General features: G+C 72.6%; 16 protein-coding genes. 7 read left to right on the top strand and 9 right to left on the bottom strand.

Annotated elements, in window-relative coordinates; all coding sequences use genetic code 11:
- The first annotated feature begins 47 nt into the window (after positions 1-47).
- Together cofD and F4558_RS22040 are read left to right on the top strand one after the other, a co-directional pair.
- Positions 48-995 (top strand): 2-phospho-L-lactate transferase, encoded by a 948-nt coding sequence (gene cofD / locus F4558_RS22035; protein ID WP_167945861.1) that lies wholly within the window; start codon positions 48-50, stop codon positions 993-995.
- Positions 992-2,080 carry a coenzyme F420-0:L-glutamate ligase gene (locus F4558_RS22040; RefSeq protein WP_167945863.1) on the top strand — a complete coding sequence of 363 codons (1,089 nt, stop codon included), beginning with the start codon at positions 992-994 and terminating at the stop codon, positions 2,078-2,080. The genes cofD and F4558_RS22040 overlap by 4 nt, the downstream gene beginning before the upstream one ends.
- A gap of 95 nt (positions 2,081-2,175) precedes the next feature.
- Here the strand turns inward: F4558_RS22040 and F4558_RS22045 are convergent, their stop codons facing one another.
- Positions 2,176-3,165, bottom strand: a complete 990-nt coding sequence (locus F4558_RS22045) for an ArsR/SmtB family transcription factor (RefSeq protein WP_053658589.1) — start codon at positions 3,163-3,165, stop codon at positions 2,176-2,178.
- A 327-nt stretch (positions 3,166-3,492) separates the two neighbouring features.
- On the opposite strand from F4558_RS22045, the gene F4558_RS22050 reads away from it, so the two are divergent.
- Positions 3,493-4,110, top strand: a complete 618-nt coding sequence (locus tag F4558_RS22050; RefSeq protein ID WP_167945865.1) for an NUDIX hydrolase — start codon at positions 3,493-3,495, stop codon at positions 4,108-4,110.
- On the opposite strand, the gene F4558_RS22055 is transcribed toward F4558_RS22050, so the two are convergent.
- Positions 4,079-5,170, bottom strand: coding sequence for a mannose-1-phosphate guanylyltransferase (locus F4558_RS22055; RefSeq protein WP_053658587.1), 1,092 nt, complete (start codon positions 5,168-5,170; stop codon positions 4,079-4,081). The genes F4558_RS22050 and F4558_RS22055 overlap by 32 nt on opposite strands.
- Before the next feature lie 62 nt (positions 5,171-5,232).
- Positions 5,233-6,378: a glycosyltransferase family 4 protein gene (locus F4558_RS22060; protein ID WP_167945867.1), complete on the bottom strand. Its 1,146-nt coding sequence runs from the start codon at positions 6,376-6,378 to the stop codon at positions 5,233-5,235.
- A gap of 154 nt (positions 6,379-6,532) precedes the next feature.
- On the opposite strand from F4558_RS22060, the gene F4558_RS22065 reads away from it, so the two are divergent.
- Positions 6,533-7,222, top strand: coding sequence for a TIGR03089 family protein (locus F4558_RS22065; protein WP_053658583.1), 690 nt, complete (start codon positions 6,533-6,535; stop codon positions 7,220-7,222).
- Between the two features lie 935 nt (positions 7,223-8,157).
- Here the strand turns inward: F4558_RS22065 and F4558_RS22070 are convergent.
- Together F4558_RS22070 and F4558_RS22075 are read right to left on the bottom strand one after the other, a co-directional pair.
- Positions 8,158-10,128: an acetoacetate--CoA ligase gene (locus F4558_RS22070; protein WP_167945869.1), complete on the bottom strand. Its 1,971-nt coding sequence runs from the start codon at positions 10,126-10,128 to the stop codon at positions 8,158-8,160.
- Positions 10,129-10,278: 150 nt separating this feature from the next.
- Positions 10,279-10,803 (bottom strand): acyl-CoA thioesterase, encoded by a 525-nt coding sequence (locus F4558_RS22075; protein ID WP_053655263.1) that lies wholly within the window; start codon positions 10,801-10,803, stop codon positions 10,279-10,281.
- Between the two features lie 23 nt (positions 10,804-10,826).
- Between F4558_RS22075 and F4558_RS22080 the strand changes: the two genes are divergently transcribed.
- Positions 10,827-11,492: a hypothetical protein gene (locus F4558_RS22080; RefSeq protein ID WP_167945871.1), complete on the top strand. Its 666-nt coding sequence runs from the start codon at positions 10,827-10,829 to the stop codon at positions 11,490-11,492.
- 51 nt (positions 11,493-11,543) lie between these two features.
- Here the strand turns inward: F4558_RS22080 and F4558_RS22085 are convergent, their stop codons facing one another.
- Positions 11,544-12,821: a multidrug effflux MFS transporter gene (locus F4558_RS22085; RefSeq protein WP_369814790.1), complete on the bottom strand. Its 1,278-nt coding sequence runs from the start codon at positions 12,819-12,821 to the stop codon at positions 11,544-11,546.
- Between the two features lie 225 nt (positions 12,822-13,046).
- Entirely contained in the window at positions 13,047-14,216 is a 1,170-nt protein-coding gene (locus tag F4558_RS22090) for an acyl-CoA dehydrogenase family protein (protein ID WP_167945873.1), read from the bottom strand.
- A gap of 245 nt (positions 14,217-14,461) precedes the next feature.
- On the opposite strand from F4558_RS22090, the gene F4558_RS22095 reads away from it, so the two are divergent.
- Together F4558_RS22095 and F4558_RS22100 are read left to right on the top strand one after the other, a co-directional pair.
- On the top strand, positions 14,462-15,889 hold the full coding sequence (locus F4558_RS22095) for a UDP-glucose dehydrogenase family protein (RefSeq protein ID WP_053655269.1): 1,428 nt from the start codon (positions 14,462-14,464) through the stop codon (positions 15,887-15,889).
- A 151-nt stretch (positions 15,890-16,040) separates the two neighbouring features.
- The gene (locus F4558_RS22100; RefSeq protein ID WP_167945875.1) at positions 16,041-20,930 is read left to right on the top strand and encodes an SCO7613 C-terminal domain-containing membrane protein; all 4,890 of its coding nucleotides are present in this window, start codon (positions 16,041-16,043) and stop codon (positions 20,928-20,930) included.
- Between the two features lie 178 nt (positions 20,931-21,108).
- Here the strand turns inward: F4558_RS22100 and purE are convergent, their stop codons facing one another.
- Both purE and F4558_RS22110 read right to left on the bottom strand, forming a co-directional pair.
- Positions 21,109-21,597 carry a 5-(carboxyamino)imidazole ribonucleotide mutase gene (gene purE / locus F4558_RS22105; RefSeq protein ID WP_167947599.1) on the bottom strand — a complete coding sequence of 163 codons (489 nt, stop codon included), beginning with the start codon at positions 21,595-21,597 and terminating at the stop codon, positions 21,109-21,111.
- Between the two features lie 17 nt (positions 21,598-21,614).
- Positions 21,615-22,790: a 5-(carboxyamino)imidazole ribonucleotide synthase gene (locus F4558_RS22110; protein WP_167945877.1), complete on the bottom strand. Its 1,176-nt coding sequence runs from the start codon at positions 22,788-22,790 to the stop codon at positions 21,615-21,617.
- Positions 22,791-22,895 lie beyond the last annotated feature (105 nt).

Here is a 22,895-nt window from a genome sequence, read left to right on the forward strand (position 1 = left end):
CCGGGCATCGGCGGAGTGGAGGCGTCGCGTACGCGAGGATGGTCGGCATGCGCATCGTGGTTCTGGCCGGCGGCATCGGCGGCGCTCGGTTCCTGCTCGGCGTCCGGGCGTACGCCCGCGAGGTCGGCGCCGACGTGACCGCCGTGGTGAACGTCGGCGACGATCTGTGGCTGCACGGGTTGAAGGTCTGTCCCGACCTGGACAGCGTCATGTACACCCTCGGCGGCGGGGCGGACCCCGAGCGGGGCTGGGGCCGGGTCGGCGAGAGCTGGACGGTCAAGGAGGAGTTGGCGGCGTACGGGGCGGAACCGACCTGGTTCGGCCTCGGCGACAAGGACATCGCCACCCACCTGGTCCGCACCACAATGCTCAACGGCGGCTACCCGCTGAGCGCGGTCACCGAAGCGCTGGCGACCCGCTGGCAGCCGGGCGTACGCCTGCTGCCGGCCACCGACGACCGGCTGGAGACCCACGCCGTCGTCGGTGACGGCGACGGCCAACGGGCGATCCACTTCCAGGAGTGGTGGGTGCGGTACCGGGCCGACATCCTCACCCACCGCTTCGTCTTCGTCGGCGCGGAGACGGCGAAGCCGGCGCCCGGTGTGCTGGAGGCGATCGGGTCGGCCGACCTGGTGCTGATCGCGCCGAGCAACCCGGTGGTGAGCGTCGCGCCCGTGCTGGCCGTACCGGGGATGCGTGAGGCGCTGGTCGACGGCCCGGCGCCGGTGGTGGGTGTTTCGCCGATCATCGGTGGGGCTCCGGTGCGCGGCATGGCCGATCGTTGTCTCGAGGTTCTTGGCGTCGAGTGCAGTGCGGCCGGGGTGGGCCGGCTCTACGGGGGCCGGCCGGCCGGCGGGCTGCTGGACGGCTGGCTGGTGGCCGAGGAGGACGCTGGCGCGCTGGTGCCGGAGGCGACCGTCCGCGCCCTGCCGCTGCTGATGACCGACGAGGCGGCGACGGCGGCGATGGTCCGCGCCGCGGTGGAGTTGACATGAGGCTGGAAATCCTGCCGGTGCTGGGCATCGGCCACGTGACCGAGGGCGACGACCTGGCGGCGCTGATCGCCACCGCCGCGCCCTGGCTGCGCGACGGCGACGTGCTGGTGGTCACCAGCAAGATCGTCTCCAAGGCGGAGGGGCGGCTTGTCGACGTTCCGGCGGACGGACCCGAGCGGCTCGCCGCGCGGGACGACGTGCTGGCCGGTGAGACCGCCCGGGTGGTGGCCAGCCGGGGGCCGACCCGCATCGTGCAGACCCACCACGGCTTCGTGATGGCGTCCGCTGGCATCGACGCGTCCAACGTCGACAAGACCCAACTGGTGCTGCTGCCGGTGGACCCGGACGGGTCGGCCCGCGAGCTGCGGGCGGCGTTGCAGCAGCGGTACGACCTGGACGTCGCAGTGATCATCAGCGACACCATGGGCCGGCCGTGGCGCAATGGACTGACCGATGTCGCGCTCGGGGTGGCCGGGATGCCGGCCATCCGTGATCACCGGGGCGAGATCGACCCGTACGGCAACGAGCTGCAACTGACGCAGATGGCAGTGGTGGACGAGTTGGCCGGCGCCGGCGAACTCATCAAGGGCAAGTGCGACCAGGTGCCCGTGGCGGTGGTGCGGGGCTACCTGTCCGCCGCCGACGACGCCGACTCCGGTGGGGCGACGGCGCTGGTCCGCGACGCGGCGCAGGATCTCTTCTCGCTCGGCACCGCCGAGGCCCGCGCCGCCGGGCTGGCCGACGCCGCCGCCCTTGTCGACTCGCTGAGCCCGACGCCGCCCGAGCCCGCCGCGGTGCGACGGGCGATCGAGGCGGTCGCCGGGGTGATCGCCCCCGGTACGGCCTTCACGCTTGTCGACGAGACGGAGTCGCGCGCCGGTCTGATCGCCACGGTCCCCGACTGGCCGGACGACGCCACCGCCCTTGTGCTCGGCACGGCACCGACCCCGCTCGAGCCGGTCGACCTGGTCCGCTTCGGCGCAGACCTGCACCGGCTGCGCGTCGCCCTGGCCGCCGAGGGCATCGGGTCGACCCTGCTGCCCCCGCCCGCCGGCAGCACGGCGAGCGCCACCCTCGCCCTGTGAGATCGGGCCGTTCTCGCGTCGTCGGGGCCTGTCCGGCCGTCCGCCGCGGCCGTCACGGTTCGGCCGGCCGCGTGGCCTCACGGGTCCGGCGGGGGTCAGGCGTCGAGGACGGCGCGGCCGAGTGGGGTCAGCGTGTGCAGCACTGTGTTGCGGTCGCGGTGACTGACAAGCAGGCCGGCGTTGCGCAGCACAGTGGCGTGCTGGCTGGCAGCCGCCGCTGAGATGTCGAGCCGGCGGGCCACCTCGCCGGTGGTGCAGCCGTCTCCGCTGGCCTGCAACACAGCGGCTCTGGTCCGGCCGAGCAGCGCCGCAAGCGACTCGCTGGCGACCCCTGGCGCGGTGCCGTTGATCGAGGTCAGCGCGCCCAGCCGGTCCACCGGATAGACAAGGACCGGCGGCAGCTCCGGATCGAGCAGTGCGACAGGCGTGCTCGCGCAGAAGAACGACGGCACCAGCAGCAGGCCCCGGCCGCCGAGGTGCAGCTCCCGGCTGTGCGGGTAGTCGCGCACCTCCAGCACCCCGTCCTCCCAGCGCATGGCCGGTCGAAGGCTGCTCAGCAGCCCTTCCACGCCGCCGTCGAGCAGGGCTCGTGTCCGACGGGTGCGGTCCGCCGTCACCGCGGCCTGGATCCGGCCCCAGTACGGGCTGATGGCCAGCGACCGGTACTGCTCCATCGAATCGGCCAGGTGCCGCAGCGCCCCGGCGTCGCCCCGGGCCAGGGCGGCGGCCGAGGAGGGCAGCGGAGTCTCGGCGGCCAGCAGGTTCAGGTCCCGCTGCAACAGCTGCGCCGGGGTGCTGCGGACGGCGTCCAGCCCGGCCTCGAAGCCGTCGCGGCTGGCGTACGGGGTGAGGAAGTCCGGGAAGTAACCGCGCGGCGGGTTCAGCGCGAACAGCAGCCGTAGTTGATCTGATGCGGAATCCTGGCGCAGGTCGCGGGCGACGGCACGCCGCCAGGTCGAGGTCAGCGGATCACGGTTGCGGCCCCGCAACACGTGCAGGCTGAGAACCAACTCCCAGACCGGGTCCGCTGTCGGCGCCACCCGGGTCCGGAGGATGTCCTCGCCAGAGAAGTGGATCTTCAGCATGGGAACTCCCGTGTCGCCAGCAGAGGGATGCCGGGTGACCGCTCGACTCTACCTGGCCGGTAGTTATCTCCGTTTTTAAGTCTGAACTGAAAGACCTCGACGCCTCCGGGGCCAGTTAGGCATGCTTCCAGATGCCCGAGCACGCACCGGCACGTCTGCCGGCGCATTGAGCCGGGCAGCCCGATGATCGGGCGGCACCACGAGGGTCTGCGGCCCTTGCTCCGCAGAGGTGCCGTCCGGTCATCCGTCGGCCCATCACCCTGCCAGCCCAGGCGACGACGCTCTCCGTCGACGACGTGGCGGCGCCCGTGCTCGTACAGTGTCGGGGTGCCCGACACCACCACCGCCGGACCCCTTGCCCAACCGGTCGACCCCGATGCGTACGCGGCGCTGCACGCCGACGCCACAGCGCTGCTCGAAGGCTGGCAGCCGACCCGCCCGGACGCGGCCGGCGCCCGGGACCGGACGCTCGCGCTGCTCGCCGGCGGACCGGCCGCGATGAGCCGCCAGCACCTGCCCGGCCACGTCACCGCGAGCGCACTGGTGCTGGACGCCACCGGGTCGCGGGTGCTGCTGTGCCTGCACACCAAACTCGGGTGGTGGGTGCAGCTCGGCGGGCACTGCGAGCCCACCGACCGGACCCTGGCCGGCGCCGCGCTCCGCGAGGCCACCGAGGAATCCGGGATCGCCGGGCTACGCATCGACCCCGTCCCGATCGACGTGGACATCCACCCGGTGCGCTGCCAGGGCGGCTCCCTGCATCACGACGTACGGTTCGCGGTGCTCGCCCCGCCCGGGGCGGTCGAGCAGGTGAGCGACGAAGCCGAGGAACTCGGCTGGTTCGCGCCGGACCGGCTGCCCGAGCCGCTGGCCGGCGGGACCGTGCAAATGGTCGCGCCGGCCCTTGCCGCCCTCAGACGTAGCCCTCTTCGCCCCGCTCCTTGAGCTCGTCCACCAGGGCCTTGACGCCCTGGGCCCGGTCGCGCGGGCAGACCAGCACGGCGTCGGGGGTGTCGACAACGATCAGGTCATGTAGCCCGAGGACGGCCACCAGCCGCCCGGACTGCGGCACGACCACAAGGTTGCTGCTGTCCCGCAGCAGCACACCCGGCTTGGCGTCGCTGCCGAGCACCACGTTGCCCGCGTCATCGGCCGGCAGTACCTCGCCCAGGGTGTGGAAGTCGCCGACGTCGTTCCAGCCGAAGTCACCAGGCACGGTGGCCACCCGGCCCGCCGTGGCCGCGCCCTCCATCACCGCGTAGTCGACGGAGATCTTCGGCAGCGTCGGCCACACAGTGCCGAGGACGTCGTCCTGCTCGGGGGTGCCCCAGGAGGCCGCGATCGCTGTGACGCCGGCGTGCAGGGCGGGCTGCTGGCGGGCCAGTTCGGCGAGGAACACGTCCACCCGCCAGACGAACATGCTCGCGTTCCACAGGTGCCGGCCCGAACGGACGTACGCCTCGGCGACCTCGGCGGCCGGCTTCTCCTTGAACTCCGCCACCGTCCGCCACGGCACGCCCTCGGTCGCGTCGCCGGTCTCCAGGTAGCCGTAGCCGGTCTCCGGCCGCGTCGGGGTGATCCCGACCGTCATCAGCAGGCCCTGCTCGGCACCGCGGACCGCCTCCTGGACCGTCCGCACCCAGCTCTCCGGGTCGGCGATCAGGTGGTCGGCGGCGAAGCTGCCCATCACCGCGGCCGGGTCCCGATGTGCGATCACCGCCGCGGCCAGCGCGATCGCGGCGCAGGAGTCCCGAGGTGACGGCTCGACCAGGATGTTCTCCTCGGGCAGCCCGGTCAGCTGTCGGGCCACCGCCGCGACGTGCGCGGCACCGGTGACCACGAGGGTCCGGTCCGGTGTGGTCAACGGCGCGAGCCGCTCCACGGTGGCCTGGAGCAGCGACGCGCTGGTGCCGGTCAGCGGATGGAGGAACTTGGGGTGGCCAGCGCGGGACAACGGCCACAACCTCGTGCCGCTGCCACCTGCCGGAATGACCGCATAAAGCATCCGCACATCATGCCCGACGAACCTGGGCGAAGTGGCACGGGTCACCTCGGGGACCGGGATGCTCACGAACGGGCGCGACTCCAGGCGGCGATGTGCACCTCGGCGCTGGACTCCCAGGTGAACTCCTTGGCCCTGTCGAACCCGGCCTTTGCCAGCGACAGCCGCCGCTGCTCGTCGTCCAGCAGCGCGGCCAGGTCCGTGCCGATCTGCTCCGGATCCTCAGAGGTGTACGCGACCGCGTCGCCACCCACCTCGGGCAACGAGAGGCGGGGCGTGGTCAGCACCGGGGCGGCGCACGCCATCGCCTCCAGGATCGGCAACCCGAAACCCTCACCGTACGACGGGTAGGCGGCGATCAGCGCGCCACCGAGGAAGCCGGGCAGGTCGGCGTACCGCAGGTAGCCGGGACGCAGCAGCCGCAGGTGCGACGGGACCTCGGCCACCGCCCGGTCGATGTCGTCGTCGTGTCCCTGCCCGCCGGCGATCACCAGGGCCGGCGGGTCCTCCCGGTCGGCCACCGCCCGGGCCCAACCACGGATCAGATTGGGTACGTTCTTGCGCGGCTCCTTGGCGCCGAGGAAGGCGACGTAGCTGCTGTTGCCCAAACCCAGCCGGGCACGCACACGGGCCTTCTCCTCCTCGCTCGGCGCGTGGAAGGCGGAGTGGTCGACCCCGTGATAGGCCACGTCGATGCGGGTCGGGTCGGCGTCGAGCAGCCGGATCAGCTCGTCCCGGGTGGCCTTGCTGGGCACGATCACCCGGTCGGCGCGGCGCAGGGAGGTCTTGATGGCGCTGCGGAAGAACGTCCGGCGGGACTTGTCGTAATGCTCCGGCTCGGTGAAGAACGTCGCATCGTGCACGGTGACCGTGACCGGGCACCCCGCCCGCAACGGGCAGGTGTAAAACGGCGAGTGCAGCACGTGCGCGCCAACCTGCTGGGCGAGCAGCGGCAGGCCGGTCTGCTCCCAGGCGAGCCGCGCCGGGCGGTGCGCCACGGCAGCCGGAGCGGGAATGATCTCCGCGCCGGGCAGCATCCGGGTGTAACGCTCCAAGTCGGTGCGGAGACTCACGACGGCCAGTTCCACCCCCGACCCGCACACCTTTCCGAGGGCACCGAGCAGACCGTCGACGTATCGACCGACACCACCACGGTCGGCGGGGACACTCGTGGCGTCGATGAGCACGCGGGGCGGGCGACCGGCGGTCACGGGGCGACTCCTTGTACTGGTGCGTCTGTGGGGAACAACACTCCGGGGCTCAAGCCTACGCCGGAGTGGAGGGCGGACGCTGACTGCGACCCGACGGTACGCCGACTTGTCATCGTCTTCGAGTACGGCCCGCAGAGGCGTATCGTTCGCGCCGATGGCCGACAATATTGCCCGGGTTTTCGCCGACGCGATCGCGACCGACCCGACCCGACCGCTGCTGACCTGGTACGACGATTCCAGCGGCGACCGCACCGAACTTTCCGGCGCCACCCTGGCGAACTGGGTGGCCAAGACCGCCAACCTTCTCGTCGACGAGGTCGGCCTCGCGCCGGGCACTCCGGTCGGCGTACTGCTGCCGCCGCACTGGCAGACCGCCGCAGTGCTGCTGGGCTGCTGGTCGGCCAAGCTGACCGTCGCCGACACGCCGGGAGCGGTGGACGTCCTGTTCGCCGCCGCCGACCGGATCGACGAGGCGCAGTCCTGGCCGGCCGACGAGCGGTACGCCCTCGGGCTGTCCCCGCTCGCCGCGCCACTGCGACAACTGCCGCCCGGGTTCGCCGACTACGTCGTCGAGGTACGCGCGCACGGCGACCACTTCGGCCCACAGCCCGGCCCCGGTCCCGGCGACGCGCACCTGCTGAGCCGCGCGGAGGCCCGCGCCACTGAACTGGGCATCGAGCCCGGCGCGCGGGTCCTGATCGACGCCGACCGTTACACCGACCCGGTCGACTGGCTGCTGGCCCCGCTCACCCGGGCGGCGACGGTGGTCCTGTGCGCCAACCTGGACGAGACGCGCCTTTCGGCCCGCCAGTCCACCGAAAAGGTCACCCAAACCCTCCCGTAACAACCCGAGCCCGGCCCAGCGCGTCCGTGCGCGTCCCACCTCAGCCCGCCCCGCCTCAGCTCGGCGCACCCCAGCCCACGCCCCAGCCCTGCTCAGCCCGGCCCAGTTCGGCTCGGCTCGCCCGCACCAGCCCAGCTCGGCTCGGCACATCCCGGCCCGGCTCAGCTCGGCACACCTCGGCCCGGCCCGGCTCAGCCCGGCTCGGCACACCCCGGCCCGGCACACCCGGCTCGGCACACCCCGGCCCGGCACACCCGGCTCGGCACACCTCAGCCCCGCCCAGCCGACCCCAGCCGCGCCCATCTAGCCCAGCCCGGCCGCCCCGACCTAGCCTGGCTCGGCCCAGCCGGCCCCGGCCCCGACCCCGACCCCGACCCCGACCCCGACGATCTTGCAGTTTCGGTCGCCGAGATGCACGGGATGCCCGTTAAGTCGCGGCAGCAAGTGCAAGATCGCCGGGCTTCGGGCTCGGCTTGGGATCGATCATGGAGTTGTGGTGGGCGGAAGATGGTGATACGCGCCTTTCGCACGGCACCACAACTCCATGATCGACACCAGCGGGCGGGGCGCAGCGGGCGGGGCGCAGCGGGCGCGGGCGCCAGCTGGGGACGGTCGCCAGCCGGGCAGGAGTGCCGTCCGGGTCGGAGCGCCGTCCGGGTCGGAGCGCCGTCCGGGCATAGACGCCAGCCGGGGGCGCCCGCCGGGTTGGAACGTCCAGCCCTGGCGAATCCGGACCGAACGTCAGCGCCACGGCACAGACGCCAGCCCCGGGGGACACCAGAGGGACAGACGCCAGCCAGGGCGGGACCCAGAGAGGGACAGACGCCACCCAGGTCAGGGCGCCCGCCAGGCACCCACGCCAGCCAGGGCGGGGCGCCAGCCAGGGCGGGGCGCCAGCCGGAACGCGGACGCCGGCTAAGGGCGGGCGCGGGACCTTAGGCTGAGGTGCGGGACTGGGCGAAGGTTGCGAACGCGTTCAGGGACTCGGGGTTCGCCAACGCGCCCTTGGCCGCAGCGCGGTCGACAGGGATTCCGGTGAGAATCTTCTTGACCGGAACCTCCAGCTTCTTGGCCGAGAGGGTGCGAGGTACCGCGCGTACCTGGTGGATCTCGTCGGGGACGTGCCGGGGCGAAAGAGCGGTACGCAGTTCGCGGCAGATCTTCTTGCGCAGCGCGTCGTCCAGTTCCAGGCCGTCAGCCAGCACCACGAAGAGCAGCAGCTCACCGGCACCGCCCTCGTCGTCTTCCAGGTGTACGACGACGGAGTCGACGACCTCGGCGAGCCCTTCGACCACCGTGTAGAACTCCGCGGTGCCCAGGCGTACCCCGCCACGGTTGAGGGTGGCGTCGGAGCGGCCGGTGATGACGCAGCCGCCGCGGGAGTTGATGGTGATCCAGTCGCCGTGCCGCCACACGCCCGGGTAGACGTCGAAGTACGCCTCGGCGTAGCGGCTGCCGTCCGGGTCGTTCCAGAAGCCCACGGGCATGCTGGGCATGGGCTCGGTGATCACCAGCTCGCCCAGCGAGCCGATCACCGGGGTGCCGTCTGCGGAGCGGGCCTCCACCTTGGCGCCGAGCGCGCGGCAGGCGATCTCACCGGCGTACACCGGTAGGAGCGGGACCCCGCCGACGAAGCCGGTGCACACGTCGGTGCCGCCGGACAGCGACTGGAGCTGGACCTGGTCGCCGACCGTCTCGTACACCCATTCGAAGCCCTCGGCGGGCAGCGGCGCACCTGTGGAGCCGACGCCGCGCAGCGCGGACAGGTCGGCGATGTCACGGGGCACCAGCTGGGCCTTGCGGCAGGCCAGCAGGAACGGCGCCGAGGTGCCGAAGTAGGTGGTTCCGGTCTCGGCAGCGAGCCGCCACAGCCCGCCCAGGTCGGGGTGGCCCGGGTTGCCGTCGAAGAGCACGATCGTCGCGCCGACGGCCGGGCCGGAGGCCAGGAAGTTCCACATCATCCAGCCGGTGGTGGTGAACCAGAAGAACCGGTCGGCCGGGCCGAGGTCGTGGTGCAGGGCGAGCATCTTCAGGTGTTCCAGCAGGATGCCGCCGTGGCCGTGCACGATCGGCTTTGGCAGCCCGGTGGTGCCTGAGGAGTAGAGCACGTACAGCGGGTGGTCGAAGGGCACCGGCGTGAACGTCAACGGCTCGTCGGTCGGCGCGGCCAACTCGTCCCAGCTCAGCGCGCCCTCCGGCGGGGCGCCGGCCGGGTCCAGGTAGGCGATGCTGACTGTGTGCCGCACCGACGGCAGGGCGGCACGGATGGCGGCGACCTCGGCGCGCCGGTCCACCGCCTTGTCGCCGTACCGGTAGCCGTCCACGGCGACAAGCACGGACGGCTCGGTCTGCTGCCAGCGGTCGGTGACGCTGCGGGTGCCGAACTCGGGCGCACAGGAGGAGAAGATCGCGCCGAGGCTGGCGGTGGCGAGCAGCAGGACGTACGTCTCGCCGATGTTCGGGGCGTACGCCGCCACGCGGTCACCGGCGGTGACGCCGAGCCGGCGCAGCCCGGCGGACACCCGGCGAACCTGTTCGCGCAGCTCGGCGGCGGTAAGGGTGACCGGCGCGCGGGTCTGGCCGTGCGCGATGACAACTGGGTCGTCGTCGGCGCGCCCGGGCATCCGCAGCACGTTCTCGGCGTAGTTGAGCGTGGCACCGGGGAACCAACGGGCGCCGGGCATTGCCCGCTCGGCGAGGGTGGCGGTCGGTGGGGTGTGCGCCACGACCTCGAAGTGGTCCCAGATCGAGCGCCAGAACCCGTCCAGGTCGGTGACCGACCACTGCCACAGCGCGTCGTAGTCGGCGAAGTCCAACCCGCGGTGCTCCCGCAGCCAGCGTAGGTAACCGCCGATTCGGGACCGATCGAGTACGTCCGCCGGTGGCGTCCAGAGCATGTCGTTCACTGCCCTACCTCCCCTGACCACGCACGACACCGCGAATGTGCCGTGGCGACATCATGCCCTACCCGGAAACGCCATTCTGCGGACCGGGTCCGGCCATCGACGCGGGCCCACACCACATACCGGCACTGCGGAGCATGTGGGAGTGCCCACTCAGCCGTCGGTTCCGCGATGGGCTTGGATGGCTCGGCGCCGGGCGAGGCGGTGCGCGCGACGGATCTCGGCCTCCCGGTACCGGCGCTCGTCCTCCGGTGTCTCCGGCAGCACCGGGCGGACCGTTCGCGGCGCGCCACCGACGTCCACCCCGACGAAGACCAGGTACGCGGTGGCGACCCGGACCGGGGCGTCCTCGGCGGAGTCCCAGCGCTCGGCGACCACCCGTACGCCGACCTCCATCGAGGTCAGTCCGCTCCAGTTCACCTGGGCGTGCGCGTGCACAAGGTCGCCGACCCGGACGGGCTCAGAGAACACGATCTCGTCGATGGCCGCGGTGACCGCCGTTCCGCCGCTGTGCCGGGCGGCGGCTGCCCCGGCCACGTCGTCGACGAACTTCATCAGGACACCGCCGTGGACGGTGCCGTGGAGGTTCACGTCGACGGCGGTCATGATCTTGCTGAGGGTGACTCGCGAGTACGAGGTCGGCTTGCCCGTCGGAGCGTCGGAGGGATGCTCGGTCATGTCGGAAACGGTACGGTGCGCGGATGCGACATCTCTGGAGCTTCCTCGCCGGGTTGGTGGTGGCGCCCATCACCTGGGTGCTTGTCACACTCGGGCAGGACGGGTCGAGCCGGACGGTCGACCGCTGGGTGGAGATCGGCACCTTCAACACAGCCAACCTGATCGAGCCGGCCGTGTACCTCGGTGTCGGCGGTGTCCTGCTGGGCCTGCTCGGCACACTGCGCTTCTCACCGGCCGGCCCACTGGTGGCCGGGCTACTGCTGGCCACCCCGTACGTCGGGATGTTCGTGGCGCCGTTCGAGGTGCGGGACGCGGTCCCGCAGGGGTGGAAGGTCTTCGGTGACCCGCTGCCGCTGCTGCTGCCGGTGGAGAACGGCACGCTCTTCCTGATCGGCCTGCTGTTGCTGATGGCGACGTTCAGCGGGCAGCGCTGGCGGCCCTGGCCGCAGGCGGCGACCACGCCGGCACCGGCGACGGCACCGGCGGACGGCCCGCGCAGCGACGACTTCACAATGACCGACTGGCCGACGCCTGAGCCCTCGGAGCGCGACACCGCCCCGTTGACCCTTGGTTACCCGGCCGATCCGACACCGACCGAGCCGCTGCCCCGCCGGGTGGGCGGCGAGTCGCCGTGGTCCGCCCCGCCGCGCGGCCAACCGCGCCCCGAGGACACCACCGAGATCCGATGACCGTCGGGCGGGCCGGTCACCCGGCCCGCCCACCAACCCACCGGGCACCGGTCAGTGCAGGCCGATCGCCAGTTCCGGGTCGACGGTGTCGCGGAGGGCGGCGCGGGGCACGACCAGGAGCATGACCGCAAGGGCCGCAGCCATACCGCCCGCGATGACGACCGCCATCGGTACGCTCCCGGTGCCGAACAGCCCCGCCAGGGGTGCCGAGAACGCGCCGATGCCGAACTGCACGGCACCGAGCAGCGCCGCGGCCGTGCCTGCGGCCTCGCTGTGCCTGGTCATCGCCAGCGCGGGCGCGTTCGGCATGGCCAGTCCAGTGGCGGCCAGCACCAGCCACAGCATCGCGAGCAGGGCGCCCAGACCACCGAAGCCTGTCGCGGCGATCACGATCAGCAGCACGCCGAACACCGTTCCGGAGATCAGGGCGCTGATGAGGATCTGCTGCGGCGTGAACCGGCGCAGCAGCCGTACGTTGAACTGGGTGGCCGCGATCAGGCCGACCGCGCCAGCACCGAAGGCCAGCCCGAACTCCTGCTCGTCGAGGCCGTACTGCTGCTGCAACACGAACGACGACCCGGAGACGTACGCGAACAGGGCTGCCATCGCCAGCCCTGCGACCAGTACCAGTCCGACGAAGGCCCGGTCGTTGAGCAGCCCCCGGTAGTCGCGCAGGGTCGCTCGCACCCCGCCACGGCGGCGACGGGCGACGGGCAGGGTCTCCGGCAGCTTCAGTGCGGCGACGATGATCAGCAGCCCGCCCAGCACCGCCAACGCCGCGAAGACGCCCCGCCAGTCGGTCCAGGCCAGCAGGGCGCTGCCAAGCGTCGGCGCGAGGATCGGCGCCAGCCCCATCACGAGCATCAGCCGGGAGAAGATCCGGGCGAAGGCGGAGCCGCTGAACAGGTCGCGTACGACGGCCGTGGCGACCACGGTGGCGGCGGCGACGCCGAGCCCCTGGAGGACGCGCAGCACGCCGAGCACGGCGATGTCGGGTGCGAAGACGCACAGCACGGAGGCCACGATGTGCACGGCCAACCCGGCCAGCAGGGGCTTGCGCCGGCCGACCACGTCGGAGAGCGGCCCGATCAGCAACTGGCCCAGCGCGAGGCCGACCAGGGTGCCGGTCAGCGTCAACTGGACGGCGGTCTCGGTGGTCTCCAGGCCGGACGTGATGGCGGGCAGCGCCGGCAGGTACATGTCGATGGTCAGCGGGCCGATCGCGATCAACGCGCCGAGCACCAGGACGAGTTGCGCGCGCTGGCGGTTGGTCATCAGGTCACCCGGCAACACCTCGGGCTCGGCGGTTTTCTCCACCAACTGCTTCATGATCTCGATCTTTCTGCGGGTGTTGTACGTCGTGGGGCATGCCCGACCGTGGGCTGCGAGTGGACGAGGCAGACGGTGGTGGCGGCTGAGCGGCTCTGTGAGTCTGCCTATCCGACAACGTCTCCAGCCGGGCTGAGACGGCGACTGTGTGCGGACTCACGCACGAAACCGGCCCGTCCCGCCGCTGGGCAGCGGTGGGACGGGCCGGATGCGGTCAGGTGGCGCTCAGACCGTGTCGGCCAGCAGCTGACGTGCCATGACGATGCGCTGGACCTGGTTGGTGCCCTCGTAGATCTGGGTGATCTTGGCGTCCCGCATCATCCGCTCGACCGGGTAGTCGCGGGTGTAGCCGTAGCCGCCGAGCAACTGCACGGCGTCGGTGGTGATCTCCATGGCGGCGTCCGAGGCGAAGCACTTGGCCGCCGCGCCGAAGTAGGTCAGGTCGGCGTCGCCCCGCTCGGACCGGCCCGCCGCGGCGTACGTCAACTGCCGGGCCGCCTCCAGCTTCATGCCCATGTCGGCGAGCATGAACTGAATGCCCTGGAACTCGGCGATCGCCTTGCCGAACTGCCGGCGCTCGGCGACGTACCCCTTGGCGTAGTCGAGCGCGCCCTGCGCGATCCCGACGGCCTGCGCGGCGATGGTGACCCGGGTGTGGTCCAGGGTCTTCATGGCGGTGGCGAAGCCGGTGCCCTCGGCGCCGATCATCCGGTCGGCGGGGATCCGCACGTTGTCCAGGTAGACCTCGCGTGTGGGCGAGCCCTTGATGCCGAGCTTCTTCTCCGGCGCGCCGAAGGTCACCCCGGGGTCGGACTTCTCGACCACGAAGGCCGAGATGCCCCGGGAGCGGGCGGCCGGGTCGGTGACGGCGAAGACTGTGTAGAACTCGGACACGCCCGCGTTGGTGATCCAGCGCTTGACGCCGTTGAGCACCCAGTGATCCCCGTCACGCACCGCGCGGGTCGTCATCGATGCCGCGTCGCTGCCCGCCTCCGGCTCGGAGAGGCAGTACGAGAACATCGCGTCGCCGGACGCGACAGGGGTCAGGTAGCGACGCTTGAGGTCCTCGGAACCGGACAGCAGCAGCGGCATCGTGCCGAGCTTGTTGACCGCCGGGATGAGCGAGGAGGACGCGCAGGCGCGGGCCACCTCTTCGATCACGATCGCTGTGGCCAGGGCATCCGCGCCCGCCCCGCCGTACTCCTCCGGGATGTGCGGCGCGTGGAAGTCGGCGGCCCGCAGCGCGTCGTAGGACGCCTTCGGGAACTCCCCGGTCTCGTCCGCCTCCGCGGCGTGCGGAGCCACCTTGGCAGCACAGACCTCACGTACGGCCTCCCGGATCGCCTCGTGCTCATCGGGCAACCGGTATACGTCGAACGACTCCACTGCGGCCATGTCGGCCCTCCCCTTCACCGCTATCATGCGCAGTCTGTGGCCTTCCCTGACCGCCAACCGCGCAGACTGAAGGATAGCGACTGCAGTTCAGGCGATGTTACCGGCGCGTAGGTACGGGGCATGACGGCGCACCCACGCCGCTGGGCAATGATGGACACAAACAGAGTCATACCTCCGGTGCCCGCCAGGCGCCGCAGCAGAATGCGACGCGACGAGCGCCGCCAGTGCGAGCGGAGAAGACAGGCGTGACGATCCCCTACCCCACCATCCAGCCGAGCCCCGCTATCGCCGCGGTGACCCCGCCGTCGGGCGCACCTCGGCCGCGGGTGACCTTCCTGGGGACCGGCTACCTCGGCGCGACGTACGCCATCTGCTACGCGGAACTCGGGTACGAGGTGCTCGGGTTCGACGTCGACGCCGACAAGATCGCGATGCTGAACGCCGGCCAGGTGCCCATCCACGAGCCTGGCCTGGACGAGCTGCTCAAGCGCAACCTGGCCGCCGGCCGGCTCCGGTTCAGCACCGACATCGCCGAGACCGCCGAGTTCGGCGACGTGCACTTCATCTGCGTCGGCACCCCGCAGCGGGCCGACGGGATGGGCGCCGACCTGTCGTACGTCGAGGCGTCGGTGACCAGCCTGGCGCAACACCTGACCCGCAAGGCGCTCATCGTCGGCAAGTCCACCGTGCCGGTGGGCACCGCCGAGTGGGTGGAGCAGCTCGTCGGCAAGCACACCCCCGACAACCTTGGTGTCGAGGTGGCGTGGAGCCCCGAGTTCCTCCAGGAGGGCTTCGCCGTCGACGACGTACTCCGCCCCAACCGGATCGTGGTCGGCGTCAAGAGCGAGTGGGCCAACGGCATGCTCTACGCCGCGCACAAGGGCGTCTTCGACCTGGCCGCCACCGAGGACCGCGAGGTGCCCCTGGTGGTCACCGATTTCGCGACCGCCGAGCTGGTGAAGGTCGCGGCGAACGCCTTCCTCGCCACCAAGATCTCCTTCATCAACGCGATGGCCGAGGTCTGCGAGGCATCGGGCGGTGACGTCACCCAGCTGGCCCGGGCGATCGGGTACGACCCCCGCATCGGCAACCGGTTCCTCCAGTCGGGCCTCGGCTTCGGCGGCGCCTGCCTGCCCAAGGACATCCGCGCCTTCCAGGCCCGCGCGCAGGAGCTGGGTGCCGGTGAGGCCCTGCGCTTCCTGCACGAGGTCGACCTGATCAACCTGCGCCGCCGGGCCCGGGTGCTCCAGCTCGCGGCGGACCTGCTCGGCCGGCGCTCCGGCCCGGCCGGCCCGGACTTCTCCGGCACCCGGATCGCCGTGCTGGGTGCCACCTTCAAGCCCAACACCGACGACGTCCGCGACGCCCCGGCGCTCGCCGTAGCCGCACTGCTGCACAAGGCCGGCGCCGACGTGCACGTGTACGACCCGCAGGGCACCGAGAACGCCCGCCGCGCCGTTCCCGAGCTGACCTACGAGACCGGCATCAACGAGGCGGTCACCGGCGCCGACCTGGTCTGCGTCCTCACCGAGTGGGCCGACTTCCGCAACGCCGACCCGGTCGCCCTGGGCGAGCTGGTCGCCGGCCGCAAGGTCGTCGACGGGCGCAACTGCCTCGACTCGGCACTGTGGACGCAGGCCGGCTGGGAGTACCGGGGCATGGGCCGCCCCTGACGTTCCGTGAACCCACCGGCCGGCCGCGAAGCACCAGTAGCGGCCGGCCGGTGATGTTGTTTGCCCCGGACCCGCCGACAAGAGTCGAAATCCACGCCGGCATTGGGCATGCTGCGACAGTGGGAGTCCACAGTGCGGGTGGAGGGGTGTCGTGGCGACCTTTCAATGCTCCTCGTGCGGCCGGGAGATCAAGCCGGCCGTCCGCTGTCCGCACTGCGGGTCTGACCAGCCGCAGTGGGTCGAGCATCTGGCAAACGTCGAGCGCTCGATCGCGGAGATGAAGGCGCGCGACGCCGCCATCGCCCGTGAGCAGCGGCAGATCGCCGCCAAGATGCAGGCCGCGCTCTTCCAACGGGACATCCTCGCCCATGCCGGGGAGGAACGACTCAAGCAGGCGACCCGCCCCCGGCGGGTGCTGCGCCGCCGTCCCGGTCGTCGCCCACCGACGGCCACCACCGGCGCCCCGCCCCGGGTGCCCCGCCAGGGCACGCCTACCGCTCCGGAGGACCCGCCACCGCCGCCACCGCCGTCCTGGCTGGATGCCGACGACCCGGAGCACCCCCCGGAGGCGTCCTCCCGGGAGGTACAGAACATCCCCCTCGGTCTGGGTGCGCTGCTGCTCGGCGTGGCCGCCGTGGTCTTCGCCGCGGTGGCGACCAGCTCGATGGACGCCCTCGCCCGCCTCGGTGTCCTGCTGATCGCCACAGTGCTGATGCTGCTCGCCCCGCCGGTGCTGGCCCGGCGCGGGCTCACCTCGACGGCGGAGACGATCGCCGCCGTGGGTCTGCTGCTCGTGCCACTCGCCGGGTACGCCCTCTGGGCAGTCGACAGGATCGGCGACGGCGGCACCTCCGGTGCGATCTTCGCCGGCCTGATCTTCGCGGGCACCGTCGCCGTGTCGGTCGGCTACGCCACGTGGACAGGTCTGCGCGCACCCCGCTTCGCCGCCGTACTCGCCGCACAACCGGTGCTGCCGCTGCTCACGTACGACCGCATCACCGGGCCGGGCGGCTGGGCGCTGGTGCTGACCGTGGTCGCCCTCCTCAACCTCTGGCTGGTCCGCTCCGGGTTGATGGTGGAACGCCCCGTCCGGCAGGACCTGCCGGAGGCGAGCACGCCTGCCCCGCCCCGGCAGCGTGACGCCGAAGGCCGGCCGGAGGGCGCCCCGGAGGAGGCCGGCGAGGTGATCGACGCCGGCGTGGGGACCACCCAGCCGCCGGCCCGTCCGGTTCCCGGGGTGCGCGAGCTGACCTGGTCGCTGCACGCGGTGGCGGTCGCCGTCGCCCTTGCGTACGCCGTCACCGCCCTGCTGCGGGCACAGACCGTTCCGACGGCGACAGGCGCCGGGCTGGTGCTGCTGCTGGCCGCGGCGGTCGGGTTGGCCGGCGCGCTGGTGCTGCGCCGCCCACCGCTGCCCGACGTCGGGGCCGGCATCCTCACCCTTGCCGTGATCGGCGCCTTCGGCCGGATCGCGTCCGTGGCCCTGCCCGGCCAGTCGCTGCTGCTGATCGCCGCCGTCATCACGGCGACCGGTCTGGCGGTGCGCGCGGTCCCCGAGGCCGCCCGGCGCGGACCGCAGATCGCCTCTGCTGTGGCGCTCACCGTCAGCGGGTTGGTGGTCGCCGGGGGCGCGCTGCGCGCCGGCGTCGCCACGGTACGGGCGGCGCTGCCCGCGTGGGGCGCCGACCTCGACGGGTACGCCGCCGAACTGGCCGCCGCTGTCGGCCCCAACACCTGGCAGCTCGCCGCCGCCGCGTTCCTGCTCACCATCGCCGCCGTGCTGGCCCTGCCAACTGACATCCGCCGCGAGTTCGCCGTCGCGGGAGCCGCGCTGACCGCGCTCGCCGTACCGGCCTCGTTCGGTCTCGGCTGGGTGTCGGCGCCCTGGCCGATGGTGCTCACCGCGATCGGCATCGGGGTGACCGGCCTCTCGGCGCGGACCACCCGGGCCGCGCTGGCACACTCCGCCGCCGCCGCCGTGGTGGGCATGTTCGGCGTCGGTGCCGGCCTGTCCCGGCCGGGGCTCACGGCCGCCGTTCTGCTCACCATCTTCGCGGCAGCCACGCTGGTCGCGCTTGCCCCCCGGGTGCGGATCGCGTCCGCCGCGGCCGACACGGTCACGGACTGGGCCTCCGGCGGCGCCGCCTTCGCGCTGCCCGGCGCGGTGGCGGCGTTCGTGGCCGCAACAGCGACAGTCGACCCGACCCCCACCCCGGCCAGCCTCCGCGAGGTGACAGTGCCGGTGCTGGCGGCGAGCTTCCTGGCGGTCTGCGTGACCCTCGGGTACGCCGCCATGGTGCAGGTCTCCCAGCGGCGCATCCCGGCGCCCCTGTCGGTCGGCACGGGGCTGGGCGCGCTTGTGGTCACCGCTGCCGCCTTCGGCGCCCCCGGGGCGACCGTCGCCGACGCCTGGGTCGGCGCGCTCCTGCTTGTCGCGGCGGTGTTGCTCTACCTGGCGCCCTCGATCGACGCCGGCCGCCGCTCCGACCTCACACTGGACGGCTCCGACCTGGCCGCCGCGGCGGTCACCGCAGCGCTGATCGCCACGATGGTGCGCATCGGCGCAGTCATCGCCCCCGGCGGGCAACTCGCCGTGGCCGCCAGCCTCGTGCTGGTGGTCGCCGTCGGCGCCCGTGCCATGCCCGAGGAGTGGCGGCGCGGGCCGACCCTCGGCATCACCGTCGGCGGCGTACTCATCGGTGTGCTCGCCGGTTGGATGGCCCTGCGCGGCGGGGTGGGGGTGCTGGCCACGCCCGGCCCGATCTGGGACGGCGACCTGAGCAACTGGCCGGCCGCACCGACCGGCGGCTCGACCTGGCAGGCCCCGATCGCGCTGCTCCTGCTGGCCGTCACCGCCGGCATCCTGCTGCCGCCGCCGTGGCGGTGGGACGTGTCCGGTGCCGCCGTGGTGCTCGCCACGATCGGCGCGCCGGCCGCGTTCGAGCTGCCCTGGTGGTCGCCGGTGCTGGTCGGCGGGATGGTGGCCACCGTCTTCGGGATGGCCTCGGTGGCCACCGAGGAGGCCCGCGCCGGGCTGTCCCGGGCCACCGTCGCCGGGGTGGTGGCGTTGCATGCCGCCGGCGCGGGCCTGGTCCGCCCCTGGACCACAGCGCTGGCGCTGGGCAGCATCGCGCTCATCGGCGTGGTCGTGGCCGCGGTGGCCCGCGTGCTGGCCGGCCCACAGGTGACCGACCTGGAGACCGAGGGGATGCCGCCGCACCTGGCCCAGATCGGTGGGGCGGCCGCCGGCGCCGCGCTGCTGGCCCTGCCCGGTGCGGTGGCGGCGCTGGCCGTCGAGTTCCAGCACTCGCCGCAGGTGGTGCTCACCGCAGCGCTGGCGGCTTCCAGCCTCGGTCTCGCGGCCGTGGCCGCGGTTCGCCGGCACGTGCCGCAGTACCTGCCCTGGGTCAGCGTGGCAGTGGTCGGCGGTGCCACCATCAGCGCCCTCGCCGCCATCCCCACCGGCCTGCCCTCCGGGGTCTACGCGGCGGCCGCCGCCCTGCTGGGCGTCCTCGCCGAACTGGTCCGTGCGGCCACCACACCGCCCACCGGCTCGGCCCAGCCGGTCCGGCGGTGGGCGGTGCTCCTCGACGGCGCGCTACGCCGGCTACCGGACGACCCGGACCGGCTGCGCTGGCGAATCAGCCCGTCCGCCGGTGCCCTCGCCGCTGCCGCCCTACCCACGGCGCTGGCTCTCGCCTCGATCACGCCCGCCCTGGTCACCGCCCTCGTCGAGCCGCACCGCACGCTGAGCCGGATCTGGCAGGGCCCACCGCCGGAGCTGCTCACCCCACCGGCGGACGTGGTCAACCCGACCCATGTGCTGACCGCGCTGCTGCTCACCGCGACCGCCGCGCTGGCCGCCACCGGGTTCAGCGGCGGACGGCGGTCCCGCGCCGTGCCTGTGGTGCTGCCCGGTGCGGCCGTCACGCTGCTGATCGCGCCCATCGCGCTCGGCCGGGGCTGGCCCGCGAGCACCATCGGAGCGCTCTCCGTCTTCACCATCGCGATGCTCGGCCTCGCGCTGACCCCGCCGCCGGCGCTCGTCGAGCGGGCCCGATCGCTGCGGCTGGCCCGGGTGCTGGTGTTCGCCATCGGTCTGGCCGGCGGCAGCGCCGGGCTCGCCGGCAGCCTGGCGGACCGGCAGTTGACCCTGTTCACCCTCGGCAGCGCCGTCGGTGTGGGCGCGGTGGCGGCGTTGTTCGGCGTCACACAGCGGGCGCGCATCCTCGGCTGGCTCTTCGCGTCGCTGATGGCGCAACTGTTCGTGCTCACCGCCGGCCTGGTCGCCGGGCTTGCCGCTGTGTGGTCCGCGTTCGGTGTGCTCGCCGTCGGCGCGGTCCTCCAGGTGCTCGCCGCGACCCTGCCACGGCTGCGCCGCCCCGAGGCGCAGCGCGAAGCGTCCACTGTCGAGTGGAGCGGGTACGCGGCGGCGCTCATCGCGTTGGCCCTCGCCTTCGACTCGCCCCGCCACATCGCCGCCCTGCTTGCCGCGTGGGGCGCTGTCCTCGGCGTGGCGGCGACCCGCCCCGGTCGCCGGCCGGTGGAGCGCCGCATCCTCTTCTGGGCTGTGGTGTTCTGCGAGATCACCGCCTGGTGGATCATGATGCGCGTCGCCGACGTGGCGCTGCCCGAGGCGTACACGCTTCCGTTCGCCCTGTTGGCCCTGCTGGTCGGGGTGCTGGAGTTGCGCCACCGGCCGGACATGAGCAGCTGGGTGGCGTACGGGCCGGCGCTGGTCGCCGCGTTCGTGCCGACACTGGCCATCGTGCTTGCCACCGAATCCAGCACGCTGCGGCAGATGCTGCTGCTGCTCGGTGCGGTCGCGGTGCTGATCTTCGGCTCGTCCAGCCGTCAGCAGGCACCGGTCATCGTCGGCGCGTCGGTCACCGCGATCGCGGCGATCCATGCGCTTGTCAGCCTCGGCCCGTGGCTGGCGCTGATCCCCGTGGGCATCCTGCTGCTCATCCTCGGCGCCAGCAACGAGCGCCGCCGCCGAGCCCAGGAACGCCTACAGACCGCGCTACGCGGCATGAGATGAAACCGGAGGGTCCCCGCGGTGTAGGTGAGTGGGGACGGTGAGCGTGCCGGATCCGCCCGTCCCCCTCCCCCGCGATCTTGCCCCTCATGCCCGGGCATGAGGGGCACACCCGCTCTAATCGGCGACTGAAGGTGCAAGATCGCCGAGGGCTGGGGGTGGGAGCGCGAGGGCGGGCGGGTTACAGGGTGGCCTGGAGGGCTTCGTCCTTGGTCTTGATCAGCTTGTCCAGGTCCTGCTGGTAGGTCGTCATTCGGGCGCGCAGGGGCTCGTCGCTGGCTCCGAGGATGCGTACGGCGAGCAGGCCGGCGTTGCGGGCGTTGCCGATCGACACTGTCGCCACCGGGATCCCGGCCGGCATCTGCACGATCGAGAGCAGCGAATCCATGCCGTCGAGGTGCTTGAGCGGCACCGGCACCCCGATCACCGGCAGCGGCGTCACCGAGGCCACCATGCCCGGCAGCGCGGCGGCACCACCCGCACCCGCGATGATCACCTTGAGACCCCGATCGGCGGCCTCCTGGCCGTACTCGATCATCGTGACCGGGGTTCGGTGCGCCGAGATCACCCGGACCTCGTACGACACGCCGAAGTCGTCAAGCACCTCGGCCGCGGCCCGCATCGTCGGCCAGTCCGAGTCACTACCCATGATCAACCCGACGGTGGGCACCCCGGCCGCCTTCTCGCTCATTCGTGCCCCTCACGCAACCAACGGGCGGCCCGCACAGCCCGCGCCCGTACGTCGTCCAGGTCGTCACCGAGCACCGTCACGTGCCCGATCTTGCGGCCGGGCCGCACCTGCTTGCCGTAGAGATGCACCTTCGCGCCCGGCTCGGCGGCGAAGAGGTGGTGCAGCCGCTCGTCGATCGACATTCCGCCCGGCTCGCCACCGAGGACGTTCGCCATCACCACCACCGGCGCGGTCAGCGCGGTGTCGCCCATCGGATAGTCCAGCACCGCCCGCAGGTGCTGCTCGAACTGGGAGGTCCGGGCGCCCTCGATGGTCCAGTGCCCCGAGTTGTGGGGCCGCATCGCCAGCTCGTTGACCACGATCGCGGGTCGACCGGCCTCGTCGCGTACCTCGAAGAGTTCGACGGCGAGCAGGCCGACCACGCCGAGCGCGGTGGCCAGGTCGATGGCGAGTTGCTGGGCGGCGACCGCCAGTTCCTCGTCCAGGCCGGGCGCCGGGGCCAGCACCTCAACGTTGATGCCGTCGCGCTGGACCGTCTCGACCACCGGGTACGCGGCCACCTGCCCGAACGGCGACCGGGCCACCTGCACGGCCAGCTCCCGGCGCAGCGGCACCCGCTCCTCGACGATCAGCGGGGTGCCACCGGCGAGCAGCGTGGTCGCCAGCTCGGTGGCCTGGGCGGCGTCGTCGACAAGCCAGACACCTCGGCCGTCGTAGCCACCCCGGGCCGCCTTGAGCACCACCGGCCAGCCGACCTGCTCGCCGAAGCCGACGAGGTCGGCGGGCTCACCGACCGGCTGCCACCGGGGATTGGGCGCGCCCAGCTCGGTGAGGCGTTCCCGCATCACCTGCTTGTCCTGGGCGTGCAGCAGCGCGTTCGCCGGCGGGTACACCGACACGCCCTCCGCCGCCAGCGCGCGGATGTGCTCGGAGGGCACGTGCTCGTGGTCGAAGGTGACCACGTCGCAGCCCTTGGCGAAGGTGCGCAGGGCGGCCAGGTCGGTGTGCTCGCCGTACTGGACGTCGGCGGCGACCAGTGCCGCGCCGTCCTCGGGACTGGCGGCGAGCACACGCAGTGACTGGCCGAGGGCGATCGCGGCCTGGTGGGTCATCCGGGCCAACTGGCCGCCACCCACCATGCCGACAACGGGGAGACCGGTACGGGAATCCATAGCGCGGCCAGCCTATCCGGGTGGCCGGCACGGTCGTCCGGAGGGCCGGCGCCCGCCGCTCCGCGAGACGCCGACCACCACCGTTCCCGGGTCGCGGGCGACTAC

This window comes from Micromonospora profundi (assembly GCF_011927785.1).
Classification (GTDB): Bacteria; Actinomycetota; Actinomycetes; order Mycobacteriales; family Micromonosporaceae; genus Micromonospora; species Micromonospora profundi.

Bases quoted from the DNA above. Each gene is read 5' to 3' on its own strand.
- F4558_RS22090 (WP_167945873.1), bottom strand. From the start codon at position 14,216: ATGGCCGCAGTGGAGTCGTTCGACGTATACCGGTTGCCCGATGAGCAC.
- F4558_RS22085 (WP_369814790.1), bottom strand. From the start codon at position 12,821: ATGAAGCAGTTGGTGGAGAAAACCGCCGAGCCCGAGGTGTTGCCGGGT.
- F4558_RS22080 (WP_167945871.1), top strand. From the start codon at position 10,827: ATGCGACATCTCTGGAGCTTCCTCGCCGGGTTGGTGGTGGCGCCCATC.
- F4558_RS22040 (WP_167945863.1), top strand. From the start codon at position 992: ATGAGGCTGGAAATCCTGCCGGTGCTGGGCATCGGCCACGTGACCGAG.
- F4558_RS22045 (WP_053658589.1), bottom strand. From the start codon at position 3,165: ATGCTGAAGATCCACTTCTCTGGCGAGGACATCCTCCGGACCCGGGTG.
- F4558_RS22065 (WP_053658583.1), top strand. From the start codon at position 6,533: ATGGCCGACAATATTGCCCGGGTTTTCGCCGACGCGATCGCGACCGAC.
- F4558_RS22055 (WP_053658587.1), bottom strand. From the start codon at position 5,170: ATGCTTTATGCGGTCATTCCGGCAGGTGGCAGCGGCACGAGGTTGTGG.
- cofD (WP_167945861.1), top strand. From the start codon at position 48: ATGCGCATCGTGGTTCTGGCCGGCGGCATCGGCGGCGCTCGGTTCCTG.
- F4558_RS22075 (WP_053655263.1), bottom strand. From the start codon at position 10,803: ATGACCGAGCATCCCTCCGACGCTCCGACGGGCAAGCCGACCTCGTAC.
- F4558_RS22110 (WP_167945877.1), bottom strand. From the start codon at position 22,790: ATGGATTCCCGTACCGGTCTCCCCGTTGTCGGCATGGTGGGTGGCGGC.